We start from the raw sequence: 26,361 nt of genomic DNA, 5'->3' as shown, positions 1-26,361 counted from the left end.
AAATAATGATATTACCACCAACAAATAAGGCCTGGAGCCGATAATGACAACATCAGCAATTCAGACAGAAAGCGGCACTAACAATAAGCCAATCACCTACGCCATCGCTCTGCTCATTGTGCTGGTGGTATTAATGGGATTACTCTTTGGTTACTCCTCTATCAAAGAGCAACACGATAGAGAGTACATTAATACGGCAGGGGAGCAGCGGCTACTTTCACAACGCGTATTGAAATACGCAATCGCCGCGTCACAAGCCGATGTGGATGCCTTCGGTAAGCTAAAAGAGACCCACGACCTTTTCAATGCATCACTAATGAAGCTGCAAAATGGCAACCCCGAGAGTGGCCTGCCACCATCGCCCAAAGAGGTCCAGGCGGAACTCGATGCCCTCACCACTGAGTGGGAAAAGTTCAGCAATAATATAGAGATTACGCTGGAGTCTGAAGGGACTACCCGCATACTCAGTGAGTTTATCTCCGCACTGGCAGAGTTAATGCCCCAGATACAGGCGAGCTCTTCCGAAGTGGTCGATATCATGGTGGAACTCGGATACCGCCCAAAACAGATTCAGCACGCAGCAAACCAAGTTACCTTGGCACAGCGCATAGAGTATAACCTTGTCCGAATGATCAATGCCGACACGGGTGCCGCTAATGCGGCAGCTGAATTTAAGCGTGATATTGCCCAGTTTGGTGAAGTGCTGGCCGGTATGCGTGAAGGCGATACCGCTCAAGATGTCAGCCGCATACGAAATGAGCTTGCAAGAGATAAACTTGAGGTTTTGGATCTGATGTATCAGGCCGTCAGTGACCTCTCGGAGCGTATTCTGGAGCGAACCCCTGAGCTATTCAAGGCACAGGTTGCAGCCAATAATATGTACCGCGAGTCAGATGCCCTGCTGCACGCCAGCAGCAACCTGCTGCGCGCCTATATCAATTTGAACAACAGCACTTCACGCTCTCTCGCCGAAAACCTGGGCTATGCAGCTGCCTTTTTCGCACTTATCGTGTTGATTTGGCTCGCCTACTCACTGCTACGCGATGCACGCCAGCGTATCGAGGAGAGTGCACAAGCCAACCAGGAGCATGAAGAGGCGATTCAACGTCTATTGTACGAAATCAGTGGCTTAGCTGAGGGCGACCTCACCGTAGAAGCGACCGTATCAAATGACTTTACGGGTGCTATTGCTGAACATATCAACTACGTGGTCAGCGCACTGCGCAACTTGGTCAACACCATTAATGATACCGTGTCACAAGTCTCCTCTGCTGCAACAGAGACGCAAACCACTGCGATACATCTGGCCGATGCCACCGACCACCAAGCACATCAGATTGCCACGGTTGTTACCGCAATTAACGAGATGGCCACCTCGATTGAGGATGTCTCCACTAATGCACTCAACTCCTCCACCGTTGCCAAGACATCCGTCAAAACCGCCCATGATGGCGTCACCGCTGTTCACGACTCTATTAACGGCATGGAGCATATCCGCGAGCAGATTCAAGAGACCTCGAAACGCATCAAGCGCCTAGGTGAGAGCTCGCTGGAGATTAGTGAAATTGTCGAATTAATCAATGACTTGACTGACCAGACCAATATTCTGGCATTGAATGCCGCAATTCAAGCCGCCATGGCGGGTGATGCGGGGCGTGGCTTTGCGGTTGTCGCCGATGAAGTTCAACGCCTAGCCGAGCGCTCCACCGATGCTACCAAACAGATCGAAGCACTGGTTAAAACCATTCAAAGTGACACCAATGAAGCGATTGCTTCAATGGAGCGAAGCACCACTGAGGTGGTTAGGGGAACCCAGCTAGCCAAAACCGCCGGAGATACTCTGACTGAAATTGAGGAGGTCTCTAACGAACTCAATGACCTGAGTCACAACATCTCGGTAGCGGCAACACAGCAGTGTAATGCAGCAAACAATATCTCCGAAACCATGAATGTCATTCAGGATCTCACCACCCAAACGGCGGCGGGCACGAATGAAACCTCAGCCTCGATTAGCAATTTGGCCGATCTGGCACACGACCTTCGCGGCTCCGTGGCCGGCTTCAAACTGCCGAGTTAGCAGCATAAAACGCTAATATAGACTTCACAGCTATGTTGATGGCAGGTATCGGTTATAACGTGATTGAACAACAGACTATGGCTGAGACACCCGACTGGATGAACAGCATCAATGAAATGGATGACCAGGAGTTCCTGCGGTGGAGCTGTCTGCTCAAGCAGCGTACGGGCATGGATGTCCGGTATGCGCGCAAATCGTTCCTTACCACCGGGGTTCGGCTGCGTATGCGTGAGCTGGACTTTACATGCTATAGCGACTACTACCAGTACCTGCTCTCGGGGCGTAATGGCAAGATTGAGTGGACCACACTGGTTGATCGCCTGACTATTCATGAAACACGTTTTTTTCGCCACCCCAGCTCTATTAAACTGCTAACGGAAGCCTTCTTGCCCGACTATATCAGGAGCCACCTGGGTGAAAACCACCTCCAAGCCTGGAGTGTCGGTTGTGCCACAGGAGAGGAGAGCTACACGCTAGCGATTGCACTGGATGACTACCTGAAGAGGTTTCACCCCAACATCTACTACGGCGTCGTCGGCAGCGACATCAGCCTGCCAGCCCTGGCAAAAGCACGTAAAGGTGTGTACGACGCGCTGCGTGTCAAAGAGTTCCCACAGCCACTTTTAGCGCGCTATCTAACAAAAAAAGAGGGCGGCAAGTACCAGGTAGATGAGGCGGTGCGCAAGCGTGTCTGTTTCAATATGCTCAATCTGCTTGAGATGGATCAGAGTACTATCCACAAGATGGATATTGTCTTCTGCCAAAATGTCTTGATCTATTTTGACAAAAACCTTCGTCACACCATTCTCGATAAGCTGGTAAAACATATCAACCCAGGCGGTATTCTTGTTATCGGTGTGGGTGAAGCAATTGACTGGAAACACCCACAAATGCAACGACTTCACGGCTATGATGCCCTTGCCTATACGAAGGAGACCATCCATGAACAATAATCGCGACTTCAGTGGGTTATCATGGGTTAAAGGGGAGATTGAAGAGACACTGGATCAAGCCAGAAATGCCCTCGAAAGCTATGTAGAAACACCCAGTGATATTACCCAGCTCCGTTTTTGTGCCAGTTACCTGCATCAGGTGCGTGGCACGCTGAAAATACTCGAACTATATGGCGCTGAGCTACTTGCTGAAGAGATGGAAAAAGTTGTTCAGGCACTGCTTGATGAGAAGATCAGTCAGCGTGATGATGCCTATGCCGTACTACTCGGTGCCATTCTGCGCATGCCGGGCTACCTGGAACGGATCTCTTCTGGTCATACCGATGTACCCATTATCCTGCTGCCACTACTCAACGACCTGCGTGCCAGTCGAAGCCAAAGCCTGCTCAGTAGCAACTCACTCTTTTCACCCGACCTCTCCACAGCCGCTCCCAGTAGACCGGAAAAGGAAGAGAAGCAGCAGAGTGAAACAGCACTACGAAAGCTGCGTCACCAATTCCAAGCCAATCTGGTTATCTGGTATCGCAACCCAACTCAACACAAACCACTGAGACAGATGGCTGAGGTGTTGGATAAAATTGAAGCACACCAACCTGATAATGCCCAGGTCTGGTGGGTTGCCAGAGGGTTATTTGAAACCATTACCTTGGGTGGCACCGAGCTGAGCACCGCCATCAAGATGTTAATCGGGCAGATTGACCGTGAGATCAAGCAGCTCATCGACCAAAAAGAGGATTACAGCCCAAAGCATGCCGCACAGCTCACAAAAAATATGCTCTTCTACATTGGCCACAGTGATCAAGAGAGTGTACTGGTCAATGAAATACAGAAAACATTTAACTTAGCGCAACTGCTACCCAGCAAAGAGCAGCTAGACGATGGCTCCTCAGGAGAGCTCGGTGGACTGGATAGTAACTTGCTTGACACCGTCTCTCAGGCGTTGAAAGAGGAGCTGCTCAAAATAAAGGATACGTTGGATCTCTTTGTTCGCAATCCAGATAAAGCCGAGCTTAATATCGAAGAGATGAGGGAAAACCTCCGCCAGGTTGGTGACACACTCGGCATGCTGGGCCAGGGTGTATTGCGTAACCGTATTATTGAACAGAGTGAGTATATTGATAGCTTGATTGATGAGAGTGGCCAGCTTAATGATAGCCACTTAATGAAGGTGGCCAGCGCACTGCTTTCTGTGGAGTCTTCACTCAGCTCCCTAGCAGATCATAGCAAACTCGACACCCGAGAGCAGTCTGACATCAAAGGCGTTGACCAAGACCCGGAATACCATCAACTGATGATGGATGTGGTGCGCGAAGCACTGCAGGAGATCGCACAGGTAAAAGAGCGTGTCATTCAATTTGCCAAAACTAGAGAAAACAGCTCTCTGCTTACCGAAGTTCCCTCACTGCTCAGCCGAATAAAAGGCGGATTGCTGATGCTGGGCATTGAGCAGCCGTCGACACTGCTGGAGAAGATCAGCCAGCTCATTAGCCAGCACCTCCTAGGCAAACAAGACGCTGTCAATCAGCACAATATTAACCTGCTGGCCGATACCATCACCGGAATTGAGTACTACCTAGAAGCGCTGATTGAGCACCGCAGTGATCGCCCTGAAATACTTAGCTTTGCTCAGCACAGCTTGGATGCCTTACAGCGTGATATTAGGCCCGAAAAACAGATCGCCACACCTGAGCCTGAACCCCAGGCGGTGCCTTATGTTAAGGACGATGAGCTGGATGAAATACAAGAGGTCTTCCTGGAGGAGGCTGAAGAAGAGCTGGAGAGTATCACTATCCAGCTGGCACGCTGGCAACAAAGCCATGATGACCAAGCAGCACTCAGTACGCTGCGACGCTCTTTCCACACCCTAAAAGGGAGTGGTCGACTGGTGGGTGCAGATGAAATTGCGGAACTCGCTTGGTCAATTGAACGCTTACTCAATAAAGTAATCGCTGAAACACTCAAGCCGTGCAGTGAAATCTTTGCAATTCTGCAGAAAACCGTCCAGATTTTGCCCGCACTGATTATATCGCTACGCACACAAACACCGCACACAGCTGATGTTGATACCCTCAGCCAACAGGCAGACGCGCTGGCAAGTGATGACATCGATACCACCCCCAGCACAGCGACTGTCGCACCGGTGAGCAGTGAGGCTAGGATAGACTCCGCAACAGAAACAGAAACAGAAACAGAAACAGAAACAGAAACAGAAACAGAAACAGAACAACCTGATACAGAAAACCAAGCAGATACCAGCATTGATGACTCAGATGATGAAATTATCGAAATTTTCATCGAAGAGGCCAACGAACAGCTCAAGATTATCTCTCAACAGCTGGCGCTCTACTCCAGCAACCCCAATAACCAAGTGGCCCTTGAAGAGATCCGCCGTGCTTTCCATACCCTCAAGGGGAGTGGGCGCATGGTCGATGCGATGGAGATTGGTGACTTTGCTTGGAGTGTTGAAAAAGAACTCAATGAAAAGATTGAGGGAAAAGTTGACGATAGCGAGGTGTTGGTTGCGCTGATTAGCCGTGCTGAAGAGCTTATCCCATCACTTATCACGGCATTTAGTGAGGGGGAGTCCCGCGCCACTGAAGTTGCTGCCTTTATTGAGCAAGCACAAAAAATGGTATCAGAAGAGTCCGCCGTAGCTGAGCCAGAACCCCGTGAAATCACCCCTGATAAAGAGACCGAGGAGCCCACCTCCACCCCGGCTGAATTTGATGAGGTGACGGAGATATTTCTCGAGGAGGCCGTCGAACTACTGGGGCGCATTGATGCAACCTTGCATGAAAACCTGAATAATCGTGAAAGTGGCGACTGGATAGCAGAGCTCCACCGAGACCTGCACACCCTCAAAGGGAGTGCACGCATGGCCAATGTTAGCTCAGTGGGTGACCTCGGCCATGAGCTGGAATCTCTGCTTGAGCTATTAAATGAGCAACAAAAAGGAATTCCGAAGTCTTTGATGCTGTTCCTGCAGCAGGGGCATGACCAGCTGTTATCCATGATTGAAACCGTGCAACAGCATCGCACACCCGTTGCGGCAGACACCCTATTAGCACAAATCGAAGAGTGGATCGCCAATCCCGAGCTGTTATATGCAACTGATGACGATAAAGCCGAAACCACTGATGAGAGTAATAACACCACACATGAGCCGGTTTGGGTGGAGGCAAAACAGTCCGCAGGTGAGCTTGTTCGGCTTCGTTCGGAGCTGCTCGACACACTGGTTAACGACTCTGCAGAGCTGGGTGTCTTTCGGTCCCGTATTAGCCAGAAGCTAAACTCTGCCAGCTATAATCTAAATGAACTGCAACAAACCATCATCCGGGTAAATCACCAGGTTCGCAGCCTAGAGATCGAAGCTGAAACCCATATGCAACACCGCAGTGTCGAGATCGACCCCAGTCACTATGATGATTTTGATTCACTGGAGCTGGATCGATTTTCGACTATTCACCAACTGGCTCGCAGCCTGACGGAGGGGATGAGCGATCTCGAAAGCCTGCATAAACTGCTGCAAAACCAAGTGCGTGATACTGAGGTCCTCTTTGAGCAACAACAGCGTCGCCATAGTGAGTTACATGATAACTTGATGCACACCAGATTGGTGCCATTTTCCAGCATCACGCCACGACTGCGCCGTATTATTCGCCAAACCTCAGAAGCACTTGGCAAACAGGTTTCATTGCAGATTATCAACGAACACATAGAGCTCGACCGTGCCATACTCAATCGCCTACTACCGGTATTTGAGCATCTGTTACGCAATGCGGTTGATCACGGTATTGAGTCTCCTCAACAGCGCCAAAAAAACAAAAAGCCTAAAAATGGCACCATTACCATCACCCTGGAGCAGATGGCAAACCAGATTGGTGTCCAGCTAAGTGATGATGGAGCCGGCCTGGATCGTGACAAAATCACCCACAAAGCCATCTCACTGGAGATGCTTGACTTACAAGATAGTCAACAACTCAGTGATGTTGATATTTACCAATATATTTTAGAACCAGGTTTTACAACCGCCAGCGAAGTGACGCAAATTTCCGGTCGTGGTGTAGGGCTGGATGTGGTCAACACCGAGATTAAACAGCTGGGTGGTTCACTACAGTTACGCTCCACCCCCCAGCAGGGCATAACCTTCTCCATGGTGTTACCGCTCACGCTAGCGATACAGCATGTCTTAATGGCCAAAGTTGCCGACTGCACCTACGGGTTACCGCTGAATGGCTTTCTTGGCCTTGCCCGCATGAGTGGTGATAAATACCTTACACAGCTAGAAGCAGAGCAACCCACCTTGCATCATGATGGGGTGGACTACCAGCTACTCAGCCTGGAAGAGGTGATGGGACACAAGCGGGCTAAAAAACTACGCGCCAAACAAGCCTATCTGCTGCTATATCGCCTTAATGACCACAACCTGGCGCTGCATGCCGATAGGCTGCAGGGGCACCATGAAATCGTCATGAAGCCATTAGGCCCTCAAGCCAGTGCGCTGCCCTCTGTCGCAGGCGGCACCATTATGGCCGATGGTAACGTGGTGCTAATAATCGACCTGGCTGCCGCCTTGCGTGCACACCTTACACACCAGGGGAAAAAGCAGGCACTACAGCCACTTGCCGAGCAAAATAAAGAGGTGAAGCCCAAGCTATCTGTAATGATTGTTGATGATTCACTCACAGTAAGGAAGGTGAGTTCACGCTTTATTGAACGAAATGGAATGCTTGCTAGCACCGCAAACGATGGTTTTGACGCGCTTGAAAAGGTCCAGGAGATACGTCCTGATATCATCCTGCTGGATATTGAGATGCCGCGAATGGATGGCTTTGAATTTGCGACACACCTGCGTAGTGATGAAAAGCTGAAAGAGACCCCAATTATTATGATCACCTCCAGAACCGGCGAAAAACACCGAGAGCGAGCGGCGCGCATTGGCGTAAATCGCTATCTGGGCAAACCCTATAACGAGCAGGAGCTGCTTGAGAGCATTGCTAAATTAACTGGCTGGGAGATAGGTAGTCACCATGAGTAATCAGCATATATTGCGTGCACAACTCATCTATCTGAGTCGCTCAACCCTGCTGCTACCCAATATGGCAGTTGCAGAGGTGACCCGTTTCGATGGTCTCGAGCCACTCGCCTCTGCCCCCTTATGGGTGCATGGGCTCATTCAATGGCGAGGCCTCAGCCTGCCATTGATTGATATTGACGCACTTATAACGGGTGACAACGCGGTGCTCAATAAAAACCCGCGCATTGTGGTGCTCAACAGTATCAGCGACGACAGTGAAATCGCTTTCGTTGCAGTTGCAGCTGCAGGCAACCCTCACCTGATGAAACTACTCGAAAATGTTATCGATAATGCGCTTGCTGAAGAGCACAGCAGCCGCTACATTCATGCCCAATATCCACTGGGTAAAAAAAATGTTTTGGTGCCCAACCTGTATGCCATTGAAGAGGCGCTGGCTAGGAATCTGTCGGACTTAGAGTGAATCTACTGCGGAAAAGCCATTCCGGCCCATTTCTCCGGTCCTTTTCGTTGAATATGCCCAATATTCGCCTCAAGCGATCAAAAAATGGACTCAAAATGGCTTTCCCTCGCTATGATCACCTCAGTCCGGCAGCCTCTTAGCTCGGATATTTCATAGTGTGATTTTATGCTGATAACGGAGCATTACCTCGGCTAGTAGCTGCTCTGCTAGCAACGTTTTATCGCTCATTGGCAGCGCCGTCCCACCCCCTTGCCAATAGATATCCAGTGCATTTTTATCACTTTCAAAGCCACCTTCTGCGCTGCCTACCCGATTAGCACAAATCATATCCAGCTTTTTATCCGCCAGCTTGCTACGTGCATACTGTTCAACACGCTGCGTTTCAGCTGCAAAACCCACCGTAAAGGGAGCACCTTCTTGGTCGGCTACACAACGTAAAATATCCGGATTAGCCGTTAGTGTCAGTACCTGCTCGGATTCACCCTTTTTTATCTTTTGCTCTGAGAAAGTTGTGGGTCTGAAATCAGCAACGGCAGCGGCAGCAATAAAAATATCAACACCGGCAAGGTGGGAGAGCACACAGCGCTGCATATCTTGAGCTGAGCGTACTTTTTTGCACTGCACGCCTGGCGGCACAGCAAGTGATACTGGGCCACTCACCAATATCACACTGGCCCCTGAACGAGCAGCAGCAGCAGCAATTGCGTAGCCCATTTTTCCGGAGCTGCGATTGCCAATGTAACGCACCGGGTCAATATCTTCATAGGTCGGGCCAGCGGTCACCACAAGTTTGATGCTCGCCATCACAGATTGCCCCTTAAACAGCTGTAACAAACCATCAACCAACTCAGCAGGCTCCAGCATCCGCCCCGCCCCAACCTCACCACACGCCTGTTGTCCACTCGCGGGACCAAGGCAGCTATACCCACGCTGTTGCAGCCGCGCTACATTATGTTGAGTCGCCTTATTCTCCCACATCAAACGATTCATCGCTGGGGCAAGAGCAAGTGGCGCAGAGGTTGCCAGGCAGAGCGTCGTCAATAGATCATCCGCCATCCCAGCCGCTAAACGTGCCAGTGTATTGGCGCTCGCCGGTGCGATCAAAATAAGGTCCGCCCAACGCGCCAACTCAATGTGCCCCATGGATGCCTCAGCGGCAGAGTCGAGTAGATCGAGATGCACGGGGTTGCCTGTGAGCGCCTGAAAAGTCATTGGAGTAATAAACTCACAAGCCCCTCGGGTCATCACGACCCGCACCTCTGCCCCAAGGCTGCCCAGCTGACGAACCAGATCGGCCGATTTATAGGCGGCAATACTGCCCGTTACCGCCACGATAATATGTTTTTTGTCGAGTAGACTCATCAATTTCATTAACAATTCAGGTTGTTTGCGCTACTTTATACAGGATTAGAAATCTTTACACGAAAAAGATCACCGTAAGTCACCCTTTGTGGCTAAATCGAACACCACCATAATACAGGGAGAGATTATGGCAATTACCGACTGGCCCAAAGAAGAGCGGCCCCGCGAAAAATTACTTGCTCGGGGTGCCGATGCACTCTCCGATGCAGAGCTTCTCGCTATTTTCTTGCGTACTGGCACCCGTGGAAAGACCGCGGTCGATCTTGCCCGTGAACTGCTCAATGAATTTGGCTCACTCAATGCTTTGCTTCGCGCTGATCAGCAGCAGTTTTGTCAGGGTGCCGGGCTAGGCGAGGCAAAATATGGCCAACTGCAAGCCGTATTGGCAATGGGGCGTCGTTATCTTTTTGAGTCTTTGCAGCGGGGTGATGCCATTGCCAGCCCCGATGCTACTCGGCAATTTTTGAGTGCTCGGCTACGCCACTATCGACATGAAGTTTTTGCCTGCCTGTTCTTGGACACACGTCATCAGGTCATCCAATTTGAAGAGCTTTTTAATGGCACCATTGATGGCGCGGCGATCTACCCCAGAATTATCGTGCAAAAAGCACTTCAATATAATGCCGCCGCCGTGATATTGAGCCACAACCACCCTTCGGGTATAAAAGAGCCTAGTCTGGCAGACAAACAGATTACCCAGCAGATTTGCAACGCCTTAAAGCTGGTGGATATCCGGGTATTGGATCACTTTATTGTAGGGGATGGCGAGGCGCTCTCTTTTGCCGAAAAAGGGTTGCTGTAGGGTTGGTCTAACAAGGCAGCAGGGGGTAAGCGCTTCTATTTTAACTCTTTTTTGTACTCATCAAAAATCGCCTTTAACGCATCGACCGCATCGCTGACATCATCCTTCGATTTTGTTGGGCTCTTATCCGCTATTGGGCTCTCCTCCTTTGCAGGGGCTGGGGCCTTAGCCGCTGCTGGACGCTTGTCTATTACAGGTGGTCTGAGCACGGTGGGGTTTTCTACACTCACTGCCGCCTGCCTTTTCAAGGCCGGTAATATGTTCTGGCTAGCACTTAACCAGCGCATCAGTATGATCGTAATATTATCAGCACGGGGTGCTGATCGCTTATCCGCCTCGGTGGCGAGTTTGCTGGCCATATCATCGACATAATAGCCATTAACCAATGTTTCAATTTTCTGGTCACCCATTGCGCTCCACAGCCCATCGGTGCAGAGCAACACCATATCTCCCATCTTTAAGGGCACCGCTTTGCTAACACTGATCGATTTAATCGCCTCTAAACCACCCAGACAGCGCGTTACCCGGTGACGCTCCGGATGCGTCAACGCTTGTTGAGCGGTCAATGAACCCTCCTGCATCAGCTCTTCTATGCGAGAGTGATCGCGGGTTCGAAACATCAGCTCGCTCTGACGAAAAAGATAGAGGCGGCTATCACCCACATGCGCCCACCAAGCCATACCGGCCTGAACCAAGCAAATGACAGCAGTGGTACGAGGTTGGATAGGCGGTTGTTGACGGATACCGACACGGTTAATTTCGGCATGGGATTCCAGTACCAATTTTTGTAAAAAAGTGACCGGATTTTTTATTAAACCCTGCTCTTTTTCAAATGAGGAGGCGACACAACGAATAACCGTCTGAGAGGCCAACAGCCCCCCTCGGTGACCACCCATTCCATCGGCAACAACCATCACTAGCGCCTCACCATTAGAGAAGCTGCCATAGCTATCCTGGTTCTCTTTACGATTACCAATACGAGTGACGGTACCAAGCTGATATTTCATCCTAGTCCTTATTAAAACTCGAGAGTGCGGTGCGAATTTTGGTGAGGTTGTCGCTCACCCACTCCATGAAGGCATCTTGTGTGTCATCAGGCGTGTTCTCATTTTCGCCATACCCATCATTCAGCGCATTAAGAAACTCATCAACACTCTGTGCCCGTAACAGCGGGTCTGGCTCCATTGCCCAATCTATCGCCGTCAACAAACTCTCTGAATAGCGTTTTCGATAGAGGGATAGCATCGGCTTGAGTTTGTCATGCTCCATGCGCTGATTAGCCGGAATAGGGGACTCCCCTTCAATACAGGCGCGCATGGTAGTGCCAATCGCATAAATGTCAGACCATGGGCCCATATACCCCCCGGGCTGACACTGTTCATAGGGCGAGTAGCCCGGTGATACCACCTGCCCCGGTTTATTTTGACGGCTGATATGCTGCTGGTGTACCGCACCAAAATCGAGAAGAACCGGCACACCACCTCGACAGATATGAATATTACTTGGCTTAATATCGAGGTGAAGAATACCCATCGAATGGATATGTTTGAGCCCCTCAAGTAGTCGACTGAAGATGGTACGAATAAAGCGCTCGCTCATCCCCCCTTTATGGTCACGAATATAAGCGCGTAAATTCACCCCTTCGGCGTAACCCATGACCATATAGACCGTCTCATGGGCACTGAAAAAATTACTCACATCAACAATGTTTTCATGTTTGATATTGGCCAGGGTGCGCGCCTCGTGAAGAAACAGGCTGCGCCCTTGGTTAAACAAGGCAATATCCGCCTCACTTTTCGGGGCAACGTTGCCATTCTCCTCGCGCATCGCCAACCGTCTGGGCATGTACTCCTTTATCACCACCTTTTGGTTACTGTTTTCCAGATCAGCTGCACTGTAGACCACGCTGAACCCACCCGTCCCTATCACCTCTTGAATCTGGTAATTATCGACGATACAGCCCGCTTTGAGCGTTTTAACTTTTTGGTTCATAAAAAACTATCGGTTAAAGTAGGGTTTTCTTTTCATGCTAATTGGAATATTTCATTCACAGTATGGAAAGATGCGACGGGAAGTATAAATCGTGCAGCGCTCTCGGTATAGTTATAATGAATTTGTAACTATTCAGCGTGTTTAGATTTTGCCTCAAATCAAGGCATTTTCACACGGAAAGAGGGAGCATATTGAACCTATGTAACCGATTGAGTACGAAAATAACCCAGAGTTGAGGTAAAAGATGAATACGCTGAACAGTGACATGAATTGTTGCGAGGGGAAAACCCATGATTAGCAGCATGACCGCCTTTGCGCGCAGTGAAGCCCAAACACCCCAGGGAGAGCTCAGCTGGGAAATAAGGGCAGTCAACCAGCGCCACCTTGATTGCCAACTCCGTCTTGCAGATGAATTTCGTCTCTTCGAGCCAAAAATAAGAGCGCGCATCAACCACAGCCTGAAGCGGGGGAAAGTAGAGTGTCAGCTACGCTTTAAGGCCGCCACTCCGCAAGAGAGTGAATTTTCAATTAACGAACCACTGGCCCGGCAACTGGCACAGGCCAGTCGCACCGTGGATGGCTTTCTATATAGCCCATCCCCTGTCAGCTCCCTTGAGGTGATGAAGTGGCCGGGTGTGCTGCAATTTCCGCCACTCGACCTCAAGCCACTCGAAACCACCGCGATGGCGTTACTGGATCAAGCACTGCAACAACTGGTTGAAAACCGTCAGCGGGAAGGGAGCAACCTACAGCAACTCATTGAGCTGCGCGCTAGCGGCATTCAACAGCAGCTCGAGCTGATTCGTCAGCGGATGCCGCAACTCCGCAGTGCTATAAAAAGCCGCCTGCAACAAAAACTGGCTGAACTGAGTGAAGCGTTTGATAATAACCGCCTCGAGCAAGAGGTACTGTTACTGGTACAAAAGAGTGATATTGATGAGGAGCTGGATCGTCTTGAGGCACACCTTAAGGAGGTGGCTCATATTTTCGCCAAGGGTGGCCTCTGTGGTCGCCGGCTCGACTTCCTGATGCAGGAGTTCAATCGCGAAGCCAATACCATTGCCTCAAAATCGGTCGATACAGAGATTACCCGCGCTGCAGTCGAGCTAAAAGTGCTGATTGAGCAGGCTCGCGAACAGATACAAAATATAGAGTAGAAAGGGTTATAACTAAAAACCCCCGCCAAAATTAATCTGGCGGGGGTTTAAGCGGAAACAGCCCGTTAAGGCCATAAAACCGACACAAGCCGTTTAGTGATTATATTCCAACTCACTCTCAGTACTTACGGTTTTGGTAATCAAGCCCATAATAACAATAACCAGCGGCAGTATGGTGAAAAAAGCTACAATCCCATAAAAGGGTATAGTCAGGTGTTCCATGGCAACAATCCTCTCTCTAGTCTATATAGTTATAATATTATACCGGCCGCCAATGACAGGATCCCCATAACCCTTTATTTGTCACTCGCGTTCAGACCGGATGAGTCGAATCTAGTCGCTTTCCTGAGCAGTGTCCATACATTTCAACCGCCAATTTGCAATATTGCTAAAAATAATCAGACTCTAGGTATGTTGTTGTCTTTTAAGACAAAAGACAACAGTATCCGCAGAGTTTGTGGTGCTTTACTCGCAAGCAAGCTGAATACCTTGCCATGCCACCTCAGCAAGGTGATCAATTTCATCCGTAGAGATCACATAAGGGGGCATGAAGTAGATAACATTACCCAGTGGGCGTAACAGCGCCTGGTGCTTAAGCGCGTGCCGGTAAACAATCAAACCACGTCGCTCTTGCCATGGGAATGGCTCGCGACTCTTTTTATTTTTTACCATCTCAATGGCCAGCACCATACCCGTTTGGCGTACCTCGGCAACATTTGGATGCTCCGCAAAATGTGCAGTCGCCTGCTGCATGTGACGCGCAAGGTGCCGATTACTCTCAATCACATTATCCTGCTCAAAAATATCCAGCGTCGCCAGTGCGGCACGACAAGCGAGTGCGTTGCCGGTATAGCTGTGAGAGTGCAAAAAGGCTTTCAAGGTATCGTAGTCATCATAAAAAGCGTCGTAGATTTTATCGGTAGTCATGGTAACTGAAAGCGGCAAATAACCACCGGTGAGCCCTTTAGAGAGACACATGAAGTCCGGGGTAATATCGGCCTGCTCGCAGGCGAACAAGGTGCCGGTGCGGCCAAAGCCCACCGCAACCTCATCTGCAATCAGGTGGACATTGTGACGATCACAGGCCTCACGCAACAACTCCAGGTAGACTGGGTGATACATACGCATATTGCCTGCACACTGGATCAGGGGCTCAATAATCACGGCACACACCTCATCAGCATGCTGCTCCAGTGTCTGCTCCATCTGCACAAACATGCGACGACTATAAGCCTCTTCACTCTCGCCCTCGTCACGATAGAAACAGTCGGGTGAAGCAACCGTAATCGGCTCTAGTAGCAACTCGGCGTAGATCTCTTTATAAAGCGCCACGTCACCCATCGCCAGCGCACCCAGCGTCTCACCATGGTAGCTATTGGAGAGATTGATAAAGCGCTTCTTTTTATTCTGCCCAGTGTTGTACCAGTAGTGGAAGCTCATTTTAAGTGCCACTTCCACCGCTGAGGAGCCATTATCCGCATAAAAGCAGCGGTTGAGCCCCTCAGGTGTCAGTTTAATAAGGCGCTCGGCCAATTCAATGGCAGCATAATGGGTAAAGCCGGAAAGAATCACATGCTCCAGATCTTCCATCTGCTCACGTAGTGCCGCATTAATACGCGGGTTGGCATGGCCGAAAATATTGACCCACCACGAGCTAATGGCATCGATATAACGATTACCATCAAAATCCTCCAGCCAGACCCCTTCACCACGTTTAATCGGTGTCATGGGTAACCATTCATGGTCTTTCATCTGGCTACAGGGGTGCCAGATGGCCGCAAGGTCACGTTGAATCAGGTCAGCGTTATTCATAACAGTTCCTATTTATCGGTAAAGGGTAGGTCGGACTAAATAGTGGTTGATGTACTAGTCATCGGACAGAAATAGGGTGTTTATTACGAGTGAAGCTATCTGCTAAAACCGCTATAGTGGTGTGATGTCTGAATCATTCTACATCCCCCCCCCTAAACTTCAATGGCAAGAGCAGACTCCCCGCGCAACCGACTATGATGATATCTATTTCTCCCAGGGTTTAGGGCCAGAGGAGAGTCAGTACGTTTTTTTAGAGCAAAATCACCTGCCACAACGCTGGAAGGAGGGTGGCCACTTTACCATTGCCGAAACCGGTTTTGGTACCGCACTTAACTTTTTACTGACATGGCAATTATGGCGCAAAAAAAGCCAACCCAGTCAGCGGCTACACTTTATATCGGTAGAGGGCCATCCACTCACCCATGACGATTTATGCCGTGCAACCGCCCCATGGCCATCACTCCAACCACTGGTAAAAAAGCTGTTAGCGGCCTATCCCGCGTCGGTTGCGGGCACCCATCGCTTGCAACTTGATGATAATGTTAGCTTAACCCTGTTATTTGGCGATATCAGCGAGGTGCTGCCCAGCCTGCACGCCCGGGTTGACGCCTGGTTTCTGGATGGTTTTGATCCAGCCAAAAACCCCGCAATGTGGAGTGATCGCCTCTACCAGCAGATGGCACGACTCACCGCATCCCAAGGCACTTTCGCAACCTTTACCGCCGCCGGAAAGGTGCGGCGAGGTTTACAGACTGCCGGCTTTGAGGTGCAAAAGGTTAAGGGCTTTGGCCGCAAGCGAGAGATGCTTCGGGGTCTCTTGCCACACGCTACTAAACCCGCCAGTAAAGCCCCCTGGTTTGATCTACCTAAACCCGCATTCAAAACAAACTCAACACCACGAGCCGTCATCATTGGTGCCGGTATTGCCGGAGCAGCCTGTACATATCAGCTCTCACGCCACGGCTGGCAAGTCTCGGTGGTAGATCAACACCCCGCCCAAGCTCAGGGTGCCTCCGGTAATCCAGCAGGCGCTTTTTATCCGGCACTCAGCAATGACTTAAGCCCTTACTGCCGCTTCTACCTCAGTGCATTCCTCTACACCACTCGCTGTTTCTCCCAGTGGCAAGCGGCGGGTAAGCAGTTTGGCCTGCTGGGTAAAGGGTTGCTGCAACTCGCATATGATGATTTACGCCAACAACGCCAGCAAGGCATTATCAAACTACTGGGCGAGAGCGCCATTGCGCTACACCTGGATAGAGAGCAAGCCAGTGAGCAGAGTGGTATTCCACAACACACCGGCGGAATCTTTTTCCCCCAGGGTGGCTGGTTAGACCCAGGCAAGTTATGTGAATTTTTATTACAGCAGTCACAGCCAGAGCAGCACTACAACACAACGGTTAAGCGCCTGGAGCGGAGTGGAAAGGGCTGGCGATTAATCACTGATCAATGTGAGTTGGAGGCAGATATTGTAGTGGTTGCTGCTGGCGATGGCATTCAACACCTCAAACAGAGCCAGCCTTTTCCCATCACCATTGCCCGTGGTCAAATCAGCCTGCTGACAGCCTCCGAGCAGAGTAAAAAACTCAAGTGTGCCGTCTGCCACGAGGGCTACCTACTACCCGCCATAGGCAATCAACACGTCGTGGGTGCCAGTTATGGCGTGAATGACCGTGATAGCCGCATTCGTATAGAAGATCGGCAACATAATCTGATGCTGCTGAAAACACGCCAAAGCAATTTTTTTGAATACATCAATATCCACGAACAGGGCAAGGAGCGGGTAGGACTGCGAGCGACCACCCGAGATCGTTTACCACTGGTGGGGGCGATACCGAATCATCACGCTTATGTAAAAGATTATGCCACGCTCTGTCACGGACATCGCCCTGCGCGCTACCCCAGCCCACGCCACCTGGATGGCCTCTACATTTTAGGTGGTTTGAGCTCACGAGGGATAACCAGCGCACTGCTCTGTGCCGAATTGCTAGCCTGCCAGATTAACAACGAGCCACTCCCCCTGCCACAAACGTTGGTGGATGCCCTCAACCCGGCACGTTTTCTGGTGCGAGACCTGAAACGAGGCAAGTGGAAAACAGAGGCATCATTATGAACGCAGTAGTCACCGATTCTGATAATAAACCACGCGGCCACGGGTGGGGGGTATCACCATCATATATGGACTATCACACTCAACACAATGTGCAGCACCTACTCAAAAACACATGATGACCGTACAGCGGCAGAGTTTCAATCTCTCAATAGAGAGGGTAAGCTACCACAATGAATTTATCCTTTACAAAAATGCAGGGCTTGGGTAACGATTTTGTGGTGATTGATGCCATCAACCAAGCGGTTGAACTGACATCGGAGCAAGCCCGATTTATTGCTGATCGTCACTTTGGTGTTGGCTGTGATCAGCTGTTGCTAGTGGAAAAAACAGCACTACCCGGCGTTGATTTTCGCTACCGGATTCTGAATGCCGATGGCAGCGAAGTGGAGCAGTGTGGTAACGGTGCCCGCTGTTTTGCGCGCTTTGTGCGGCATAAGGGGCTGACAAATAAAAATGTCATCGTGGTTGAAACCTGCGCTGGCAACATGACGCTCCACTTGCTGGAAAATGAGCAGGTGCGAGTCGATATGGGGGTGCCGCAGTTGCAACCCGCCAAGATCCCTTTCGATGCACCACAGCAGGCCAGCCGTTACGAAATTGATGTTGCCGGCAAAACATGGCAGGTGGGAGCGGTCTCGATGGGCAACCCCCATGTGGTGGTCGCGGTTGATGATATTCAGCAGGCACCCGTCACAACGCTAGGACCCTTACTGGAGTCACACCCACGTTTCCCAAACCGGGTAAATGTAGGCTTTATGCAGCGGCTCAGCCCACAGCATATCAAACTGCGAGTATATGAACGGGGTGCTGCCGAAACCTTCGCTTGTGGCAGTGGCGCATGTGCGGCGGTGGTTTCTGGTAGAATGCGCGGCTGGCTGGATGAGTCTGTTACGGTCTCCCTCCCTGGGGGGGATTTAATGATCCGTTGGCCTGGTGAGGGTCAATCGGTTGAGATGAGTGGCCCGGCGGTCATTGTTTTTGAAGGTAGTATGGTGTTATGAGTTCACAACAAAAAAGCGCAACGATGGAAGAGCAAGAGAAGCAAACCATCGAATATTTGCGTAACCACCCTGGGTTTTTTAACGACAACGCGGCACTGCTGGCTGAGCTGGAGGTGCCCCATGTGCAGTCGGGCAATCGAGTCTCATTGATTGAACGCCAGGTCAAAATATTGCGCGAGCAAAAGGGCGAACTCAAGGTGCACCTGCAAGAGTTGATTGCCATCGCCCGGGATAATGATAGCCTGAATAAACGCCTCAACAGCCTTACGCTGGCTCTGTTACTTGAAAAAGATAGAGAGGCTTTCATCACGCAGCTAAAAAAACGGCTACATGATGACTTTGCAGCTGATATCGTCACCCTGCACCTGCGTGAAGGGGATATTGAGCCTGGCTGGCAAGATCTCTACCAAATCGTTAAACAAGAGGGTGTGAAGTGCGGCAGCCCCGCAGAGAGCAACAAGCAGCAACTGTTTGGTGAAATGGCCGATGGAATCGACTCTGTTGCGCTCATTTCGCTGGGTGAAGCGGGCTTGCTAGCCATCGGCAGCCACGACAGCGAGCACTTTCACAAAGATGTTGCCACCGACTACCTCAAGCAGCTTGCCGCCGTGGTCAAAGTAATTTTAGCGCGTTTAAACTAATCAGTGGATGCCTCCGAAGCCGACTGGATCAGTGATTTTATCGGCCACCTCAGCAATGAGCGACAACTCTCACCCCACACCCGTAACAACTACCAGCGTGACCTCAAGCAGCTACAACGCTATTGTGATAAGCAGAAAATTGAGCACTGGAGACAGCTCGACAGCGCCGCCATTCGCCACTATATAGCATGGCGACACCGTAATGGCCTAGCAGGCAGTAGCCTGCAACGTGAGCTCTCGGCAATACGCTCCTTCTTCAATTATCTCATTCGAGAAAAGCGCCTAAACAACAACGCAGCGCAAGGGGTGAGCGCCCCCAAGAGAGGGCGAAAGCTACCCAAAACCCTCGATGTTGATGAAATTAGCCAGCTGCTGGATGGCCCTGCCATTGACCCCGAAGATCCGCTGCAACTGCGTGATTTCACCATGATCGAGCTGATGTACTCCTGTGGTTTACGACTCACTGAGCTGGTCACACTGGATATGAGTGGTCTCGACCTTAACAGCGCCATGGTGCGCGTACTGGGAAAGGGCAACAAAACCCGCGAAGTGCCGGTGGGTAGTAAAGCAGTTGCCGCGCTGCGTGACTGGCTCAAGATTCGCCCCTCCCTTGCCAACACCGACGAAACAGCACTCTTCGTCGGCAAACAGGGTAAGCGTCTCACCCCCCGCGCGGTACAAAAGCGCATTAAAGAACAGGGCTTAAGGCAGGGGCTTATGGCCAACGTACATCCCCATCGCCTTCGCCACTCCTTCGCCAGCCACCTGCTCGAATCCAGTGGTGATCTGCGCGCTGTACAAGAGCTGCTCGGCCACGCCGACATCTCAACTACCCAAATTTACACCCACCTCGACTTTCAACACCTTGCCGAGGTGTATGATAAAGCACACCCAAGGGCCAAAAAAAAACCATCACCATGAGCACCAAAAGCCGCAGTTTCAACGGCCTGTGGATTTAAGTGAGTGGTTTGATCAAGAACATGAAACATGTTCCGATTTATTGTGTAGTAACCATTAATAGTGGCGCATAGACAACAAAACACCCGCGCAGGGAATAGCATTTAGATGACCGTAGGGCAGCAAACAGAAAACAACAAACGAGCTCATACCCGTTATACCTTGAAGCTGCCAGCAACCATTACTCGCGCCCTGCCATCCCAACAAGTCGTTGAAATTTATGATTTTTGTATCGGTGGCATGTATCTGGTAACAGGCCATATGGGTACAAACACTACGCCGGTGAGTCATCATGAAGTCATTGATATCAACTTCATTCTGCCAGACAACCTCAGCCACTCCCACCACCTGCAAGCACGGGTAATACGTGTGACCAGCAACAGCCTGGGTGTTGCCTTTCTCAACCCCAACAAAACCACTCTGCAAAGCATTTTAAACTACGCCGTAGCACAACAACCCGCAGCCACACCACTCGCAGTCACCGACCAGAAAGCCGGTGACAGCTACTCTGAAATCGCCACGCTGCTAATGAAAAAAATGCAGGATGTTATTGATGACTATCTGCTGAAGCAGGAGGCAGCGTTGATGAGCCTGGCTAAAAACGCCGACACTCACATTCAACAAAACAGCTACTTTAGTGTGATTGAGCAGTTTAACGGGCCGGCCGGAAAACGCTTCAAAAATGACTTTTTGACAACCTTGCAACAGGTGCTGGCCGAGCGCTCCACGCAGCCAAGCTCACCCGCTCAGCCCACCAATAACCTAGAACAGGCCGAAGACTTTTCACTGGTGAATGATGATGAGCTAAATGACTGGATTGCCCGCTCAGATATTGCCAACAAAATAGAGTCATGTTACCACCAAGAGCTCGTCGGTATTGAGCAGCGCCTCACGCAACTACTGGGCTATACCATCTCTGCCCGCAATAACCCAATGGGGCCAGAGTCTATCTCCAATGCCTATCAGGGGGCACTCAAAAGCCTCACCCTGAATCATGAGGTTTATTCGGCCTGTTGCAGAATATTTCGCGACACCCTGTCCGACGGTATGGGCTCTGTTTATCAGCAGGTAAGTCAACGAATGATTGCGCTTGGCTTGCCGTCTGAGATCAGTTATTCGATTAAGAAAACCACGGCATCAACACCCAGCAACCCCAAAAACAGCGTTGCTGAGCCCACCGCCGAAAAGAGAAAAAATAACCCGCAAGCAGATGAGTCAGAAGAGCTCTATAACCTGATATCGACACTACAATTCCTCCATCAGACAACGCAAAAAGAGCCGACAGAGCATCATCATGAGAGCCACCACCACTACTCGCCACAAGAGCTTGTTGAGACACTTAAAAAACTCAATTCAAACCAACATGCAACACCTCCAGTAGCGACCAGTGAGGAGTCAACACAGCGCTCCATCACACTGCAGCTGCTGCAGGAGATTGAGAGCCGCCATGATGGAAAAACCCTCTCACCTGAAGAGATGCGGGTTATGGAGACCACCGGCACACTCTACGAAGAGATGTATCAAGATAGCCAAATCACCCACGGGGTAAAAGAGTGGCTGGGTAAGCTTGAGCTGCCTATGCTGGATGAAGCACTCCAAGATGACTCCATTCTCTACGATTCAGACCATCTGGCACGACGTTTTATCAACAAGCTGACCCAGCTGGAATATTACAACGATCAGGAGTTGGACAACCTCAAAGGGGACCTGCGAAAAAACATTGAAAGTATGTTGCAGCAACTCTCGCAACAACAAAGCATGGAGCCTGTGCTGGTAACACAGCTACTGGAAAAGGTAGAGTCTCTACTGCATGTTCAGGATAAGGCTTATCAACACAACCTCAGTGATGCTCTTCATGCCTGTAGTGACCACGCCACGCTCCCCTCACTGCAGATCAACAGCTTATCCATACAGAGCCCCGATACCGATGAAGAGCAGTTAAAAGAGTGGCGAAAACGCATTCGGCGCATGAGGAGAGGGGACTGGGTTCTGTTTGATGCGGGCGACAGCGATGCCAAGCGCCTCTGCCTGACCTGGGTTTCAGATGATTTTACCGACTACGCTTTTGTTAACCTGAAAGGGCAAATGCAAGGCACCATCAAGGTCGATATTTTGGCGCTACAGCTATACAGCGGTGCGGCGGTGGTGCTTGATAATGCCGATGACAGCGCGTTTGATCGAGCACAATACAGTATGCTGCAGAAGCTCAATGAGAAGCTCCTGCACGAAACCACCCACGATGCCCTTACCGGGTTGGTCAACCGGCGAGAGTTTGAGAAAAGCCTAAAACAGCTACACTCCACACCATCAGATAGCCAAGACATTATCTGCTACTACGACCTGGATTATTTTGATGTTATTAACAACTCTTTTGGCTACGAAGCAGGGGATAAGCTACTGATAGAAGTGGCCAATATATTCGAAGAGGTATTGGCAGAGCGAGGGCTTTTAGCACGGGTGGGTGGCAATGAGTTTGCCCTGTTACTAAAAGCGTTCACGGTTGATGATGCGCTTACGATTACCGAGCAGTTCAAAGACGCATTGAGAGCGTATCAATTTATCTATGAAGAGAGTAGAAGTGCGGTATCGTTCTGTAGTGGCGTAGTCCCTATCAATCTGGAGCAACACGAGGCCACTCGCCTGTTACAGACCGCTGAAGCCGCCTGCCGCCTGGCTAAGGGGAGGGGTGTTAACCAGCTGCATGTCATTCAAGCTGATGACCATGACCTGAAAAAAAGTAATCTGGTCATCTACTGGGCATCCAAAATAGATGACAAACTCAACAGCAACAGCTTGATGTTGCGCTATCAGCCCATCGTTCCGGTCACTGATAAAACACTGCGACCACATGCAGAGATTCTACTGGGGATCACCGACCAAACCGGCAGCCTCGTCTCCCCCGAACACTTCATACTCGCCGCAGAGCGATACCGCCGTATGCCGGAGATTGACCGCTGGGTAATCAGCAACGTACTAAAATTCTTTAAGAATCACCCCTCACACTTGGATAGACTAGGTGGCATCGCCATCAACCTCTCTGGGCTGTCGGTAAATGATGACAAGATTATCCCTTTTATCATGGACCAGCTAAAGGCATCGCAACTCCCCGCCTCACACATCTGTTTCGAAATAACCGAAACGGCCGGTATCGAAAATCTCTCTGGTGCCGCTGAATTTATCAATGAAATAAAACAGTGTGGCGTCAGTTTTTCGCTGGATGATTTTGGCACCGGCATGTCATCTTACGCCTACCTGAAAAACCTGCCAGTCGATTACATCAAAATAGATGGCTCTTTTGTGCGCGATATTGTCAACAACAAAAGTGACCACGCGATGGTGAAATCAGTCACCGAAATTGGCCACTTTATGGGTAAAAAAATTATCGCCGAATGTGTGGAGAGCAACGCTTCGCTTGAGGTTTTGCGACAAATTGGGGTTGATTATGCGCAGGGATACGCCATACAGCGCCCCCAGCTCATTGATAGCCTGCATACAAAAATTGAAAGTAACACTCATCCGAATAACTCATAAAGACTCCCTTCACACCAAGCGCGCCACTGGTTAAACTCTGTACAATGATGCATAGTAAAAAGATAGAAACTGAACAGAGTAGGAGAGCAGAGTGGCACATACGCCAGAGCATACTGAATTTAAAGCCATTAATATCGCCATATTAACCGTTTCAGATACCCGTACTGAAGAGACCGACAGCTCAGGTAAAATACTTGTCGAGCGTCTCACCCAGCATGGGCACATGCTTGCTGAAAAGGTGATTTTGGTTGATGATCGTTATCAGTTGCGCGCCCAGGTTTCTCAATGGATTGCCGATGATGAAGTACAAGCGGTCATCATTACCGGCGGAACGGGGATGACCGGGCGTGATATTACCCCTGAAGCCATGATGCCGCTATTTGATAAAAATATTGATGGTTTTGGTGAAATATTCCGTTTTCTTTCTCTGGATGATATTGGCACCTCAACAGTTCAGTCACGGGCAGTGGCGGGGGTGGCAAATGGCACCCTCATTTTCTGTATCCCCGGCTCCAGTGGTGCCTGCAAGCTGGCATGGGATGGTATCCTTCAACAGCAGCTGGATAGCCGCACCACACCCTGCAATTTTATCAACCTGATTCCCCGCCTCAAAGAGCGTTAAACGGTTATGAACACCTCTGACAAACCCATGGATATCTGTGAAGAGCATGCCCGAAAACTGCTACGGGTTGAGGAGGCGCTATCGCTCTTTCTCAACAGTGCACCGTTGATCACACAACACGAATCGATACCCACTCAAAAAGCGCTGGGCAGGGTGCTTACCGAAGATATTTTTTCCCCATTCGATATGCCCACCGTCGATAATAGCGCCATGGATGGTTATGCCATTCACCTTAATGATCTCAAAAGCAGCCATGAACGGCGACTTAAAATAGCGCAGACGATTCCTGCTGGCGCTGCGGTGCAACCCTTTAAGCAAGGGAGCTGTGCGCGCATCTTCACCGGTGCGCCCTTGCCAACCGGTGCCGATACTGTTATCCCTCAAGAGGCGTGTAATATTGAAGATGGGTGGGTTATTTTTCCTGGTCAAATAGAGGAGGGTGCCAATATTCGCCGCCAGGGTGAAGAGGTTTCCGGTGGTGACAAGCTGCTCTCCAAGGGGCAAAAGATCAGAGCACAAGAGCTTGGCATGATCGCTACGTTGGGTTTGGCACGCGTCACCGTTACACGTCCGCTTAAGGTCGCGATATTTTCAACCGGTGATGAGCTCACACCACTGGGAGAGCTGCGTGCAAGTGGTCATATATACGACAGTAACCGCTACGTCCTTAATGCCCTTCTACAAACTCAGGGACATGAGGTGATTGACCTGGGAGTGGTTCCAGATCACCTGCAGGCAATCTGCGATACACTGCGTGAAGCGGCAAAGGCAGACCTTATTATCACCAGTGGCGGTGTTTCAGTAGGGGATGAAGATCACGTCAAAGCTGCCGTGGCACAATTGGGGACAATCGACTCCTGGCGCATCGCCATTAAGCCGGGCAAACCGCTCGCCTATGGCACTGTTAAGGAGACCCCTTTTTTTGGTCTTCCGGGTAATCCGGTTGCAACATTCATCACCTTCTGCCTATTTGTCCGCCCCTATCTACAGAGCATGCAAGGCATCCACCACCACACACCTCTCTCAATAACGCTACCCGCCGGGTTCAGCCACAAACCGGGCCGCCGCCGCGAATACCTGCGAGCCAATATTGAGCAGGGGAGGATAGTGCCACTACCACAACAAGGTTCTGCCATGATGAGTTCTCTCACTCAAAGTGAAGGGTTAGTGGTTATCCCTGAGGAGCAGGCAGTTTCAGAGAGCGACTCCCTGGAGTTTATACCCTACAGTGCATATTTCAGCTGATGAGAGCTGAAATCGGCAACCTGTGCGGCGTCATTCTGGCCGGTGGGCGCGGCAGACGTATGGGCGGTGGTGATAAAGGATTACAGGAGTATCAGGGTCGCCCTTTGGTTGAACATCTGTTAGCTCGCCTGCAACCCCAGTTGAAACAGCTCGCTATCAACATCAACCGCAATCAACAACAATACCGTAAATACAAATTAACACTCTGTCAGGACCGCTGGCCCGATTATCGAGGGCCACTCGCCGGTATAGCCAGCGCCTTTGACTCAATTGATACACCCTATCTGTTGTTCTGCCCTTGTGATACCCCACTGATTCCAAAAGATTTGGTGACTCGCCTAATCAAGAGCCAAAACCAACAACAGAACCCGCTCACTATCGTCGAATCACCCCGGGGGATACAACCACTCTGCTGCCTGATGCACCGCTCACTGCAGCCATCACTACTCAACTACCTGAACCGTGGTGAGCGGCGTGTTCAAGAGTGGATGCGACAGCAACAACCGGCTATCACCCATTATCAAAGTGATAAACCCTTCAAAAATATTAATACCCTGGCACAGGTTCAGGCCGTAAACCAAGAGTAATCGTCGTGCAGCAG

The 26,361-nt window shown here is 50.4% G+C and carries 18 protein-coding genes; 14 read left to right on the top strand and 4 right to left on the bottom strand.

Going from position 1 to position 26,361, the window contains the following annotated elements; translation table 11 throughout:
• The first annotated feature begins 43 nt into the window (after nt 1-43).
• Genes L3J94_01005 through L3J94_00990 form a run of 4 tightly spaced genes read left to right on the top strand, consistent with a single transcriptional unit; the run spans nt 44 to nt 8,528 of the window.
• Nucleotides 44-2,077: a methyl-accepting chemotaxis protein gene (locus tag L3J94_01005; protein ID MCF6217333.1), complete on the top strand. Its 2,034-nt coding sequence runs from the start codon at nt 44-46 to the stop codon at nt 2,075-2,077.
• A 32-nt stretch (nt 2,078-2,109) separates the two neighbouring features.
• Nucleotides 2,110-3,030, top strand: a complete 921-nt coding sequence (locus L3J94_01000; protein ID MCF6217332.1) for a protein-glutamate O-methyltransferase CheR — start codon at nt 2,110-2,112, stop codon at nt 3,028-3,030.
• On the top strand, nt 3,020-8,068 hold the full coding sequence (locus tag L3J94_00995; protein ID MCF6217331.1) for an Hpt domain-containing protein: 5,049 nt from the start codon (nt 3,020-3,022) through the stop codon (nt 8,066-8,068). The genes L3J94_01000 and L3J94_00995 overlap by 11 nt, the downstream gene beginning before the upstream one ends.
• Nucleotides 8,061-8,528, top strand: coding sequence for a chemotaxis protein CheW (locus L3J94_00990; GenBank protein MCF6217330.1), 468 nt, complete (start codon nt 8,061-8,063; stop codon nt 8,526-8,528). Before L3J94_00995 ends, L3J94_00990 begins: the two co-directional genes overlap by 8 nt.
• A 150-nt stretch (nt 8,529-8,678) precedes the next feature.
• Here the strand turns inward: L3J94_00990 and coaBC are convergent, their stop codons facing one another.
• Nucleotides 8,679-9,890 carry a bifunctional phosphopantothenoylcysteine decarboxylase/phosphopantothenate--cysteine ligase CoaBC gene (gene coaBC, locus L3J94_00985; protein MCF6217329.1) on the bottom strand — a complete coding sequence of 404 codons (1,212 nt, stop codon included), beginning with the start codon at nt 9,888-9,890 and terminating at the stop codon, nt 8,679-8,681.
• Nucleotides 9,891-10,017: 127 nt separating this feature from the next.
• Here coaBC and radC point away from each other — a divergent pair, with 127 nt between their 5' ends.
• Entirely contained in the window at nt 10,018-10,692 is a 675-nt protein-coding gene (radC, locus tag L3J94_00980; GenBank protein ID MCF6217328.1) for a DNA repair protein RadC, read from the top strand.
• 35 nt (nt 10,693-10,727) lie between these two features.
• Here the strand turns inward: radC and L3J94_00975 are convergent, their stop codons facing one another.
• A complete protein-coding gene (locus L3J94_00975; protein MCF6217327.1) occupies nt 10,728-11,699 on the bottom strand; it encodes a protein phosphatase 2C domain-containing protein in 972 nt (323 codons plus the stop codon).
• A gap of 1 nt (nt 11,700) precedes the next feature.
• Nucleotides 11,701-12,684, bottom strand: coding sequence for a serine/threonine protein kinase (locus L3J94_00970; GenBank protein ID MCF6217326.1), 984 nt, complete (start codon nt 12,682-12,684; stop codon nt 11,701-11,703).
• Between the two features lie 290 nt (nt 12,685-12,974).
• On the opposite strand from L3J94_00970, the gene L3J94_00965 reads away from it, so the two are divergent.
• Nucleotides 12,975-13,841: a YicC family protein gene (locus tag L3J94_00965; GenBank protein ID MCF6217325.1), complete on the top strand. Its 867-nt coding sequence runs from the start codon at nt 12,975-12,977 to the stop codon at nt 13,839-13,841.
• Nucleotides 13,842-14,306: 465 nt separating this feature from the next.
• Here L3J94_00965 and L3J94_00960 read toward each other — a convergent pair whose 3' ends face one another.
• Nucleotides 14,307-15,653 (bottom strand): adenosylmethionine--8-amino-7-oxononanoate transaminase, encoded by a 1,347-nt coding sequence (locus tag L3J94_00960; protein MCF6217324.1) that lies wholly within the window; start codon nt 15,651-15,653, stop codon nt 14,307-14,309.
• Nucleotides 15,654-15,777: 124 nt separating this feature from the next.
• On the opposite strand from L3J94_00960, the gene mnmC reads away from it, so the two are divergent.
• The 8 genes from mnmC to mobA all read left to right on the top strand — a co-directional run bounded on the left by mnmC (nt 15,778) and on the right by mobA (nt 26,347).
• Nucleotides 15,778-17,763 carry a bifunctional tRNA (5-methylaminomethyl-2-thiouridine)(34)-methyltransferase MnmD/FAD-dependent 5-carboxymethylaminomethyl-2-thiouridine(34) oxidoreductase MnmC gene (gene mnmC, locus L3J94_00955; GenBank protein MCF6217323.1) on the top strand — a complete coding sequence of 662 codons (1,986 nt, stop codon included), beginning with the start codon at nt 15,778-15,780 and terminating at the stop codon, nt 17,761-17,763.
• Between the two features lie 170 nt (nt 17,764-17,933).
• Nucleotides 17,934-18,764: a diaminopimelate epimerase gene (dapF, locus tag L3J94_00950; GenBank protein ID MCF6217322.1), complete on the top strand. Its 831-nt coding sequence runs from the start codon at nt 17,934-17,936 to the stop codon at nt 18,762-18,764.
• Nucleotides 18,761-19,405, top strand: coding sequence for a DUF484 family protein (locus tag L3J94_00945; GenBank protein ID MCF6217321.1), 645 nt, complete (start codon nt 18,761-18,763; stop codon nt 19,403-19,405). The genes dapF and L3J94_00945 overlap by 4 nt, the downstream gene beginning before the upstream one ends.
• A gap of 3 nt (nt 19,406-19,408) precedes the next feature.
• A complete protein-coding gene (gene xerC, locus L3J94_00940) occupies nt 19,409-20,326 on the top strand; it encodes a tyrosine recombinase XerC (protein ID MCF6217320.1) in 918 nt (305 codons plus the stop codon).
• Between the two features lie 144 nt (nt 20,327-20,470).
• Nucleotides 20,471-23,893, top strand: coding sequence for a DUF1631 family protein (locus L3J94_00935; protein ID MCF6217319.1), 3,423 nt, complete (start codon nt 20,471-20,473; stop codon nt 23,891-23,893).
• A gap of 91 nt (nt 23,894-23,984) precedes the next feature.
• Nucleotides 23,985-24,515, top strand: coding sequence for a molybdenum cofactor biosynthesis protein B (moaB, locus tag L3J94_00930; GenBank protein ID MCF6217318.1), 531 nt, complete (start codon nt 23,985-23,987; stop codon nt 24,513-24,515).
• 6 nt (nt 24,516-24,521) lie between these two features.
• Entirely contained in the window at nt 24,522-25,760 is a 1,239-nt protein-coding gene (locus L3J94_00925) for a molybdopterin molybdotransferase MoeA (GenBank protein MCF6217317.1), read from the top strand.
• On the top strand, nt 25,760-26,347 hold the full coding sequence (gene mobA / locus L3J94_00920) for a molybdenum cofactor guanylyltransferase (GenBank protein MCF6217316.1): 588 nt from the start codon (nt 25,760-25,762) through the stop codon (nt 26,345-26,347). The genes L3J94_00925 and mobA overlap by 1 nt, the downstream gene beginning before the upstream one ends.
• Nucleotides 26,348-26,361: the final 14 nt, after the last annotated feature.

This window comes from Gammaproteobacteria bacterium (assembly GCA_021647245.1).
Lineage (GTDB): Bacteria > Pseudomonadota > Gammaproteobacteria > RBG-16-57-12 > RBG-16-57-12 > JAFLJP01.
This window is presented reverse-complemented; position numbering and strand designations above follow the sequence as displayed.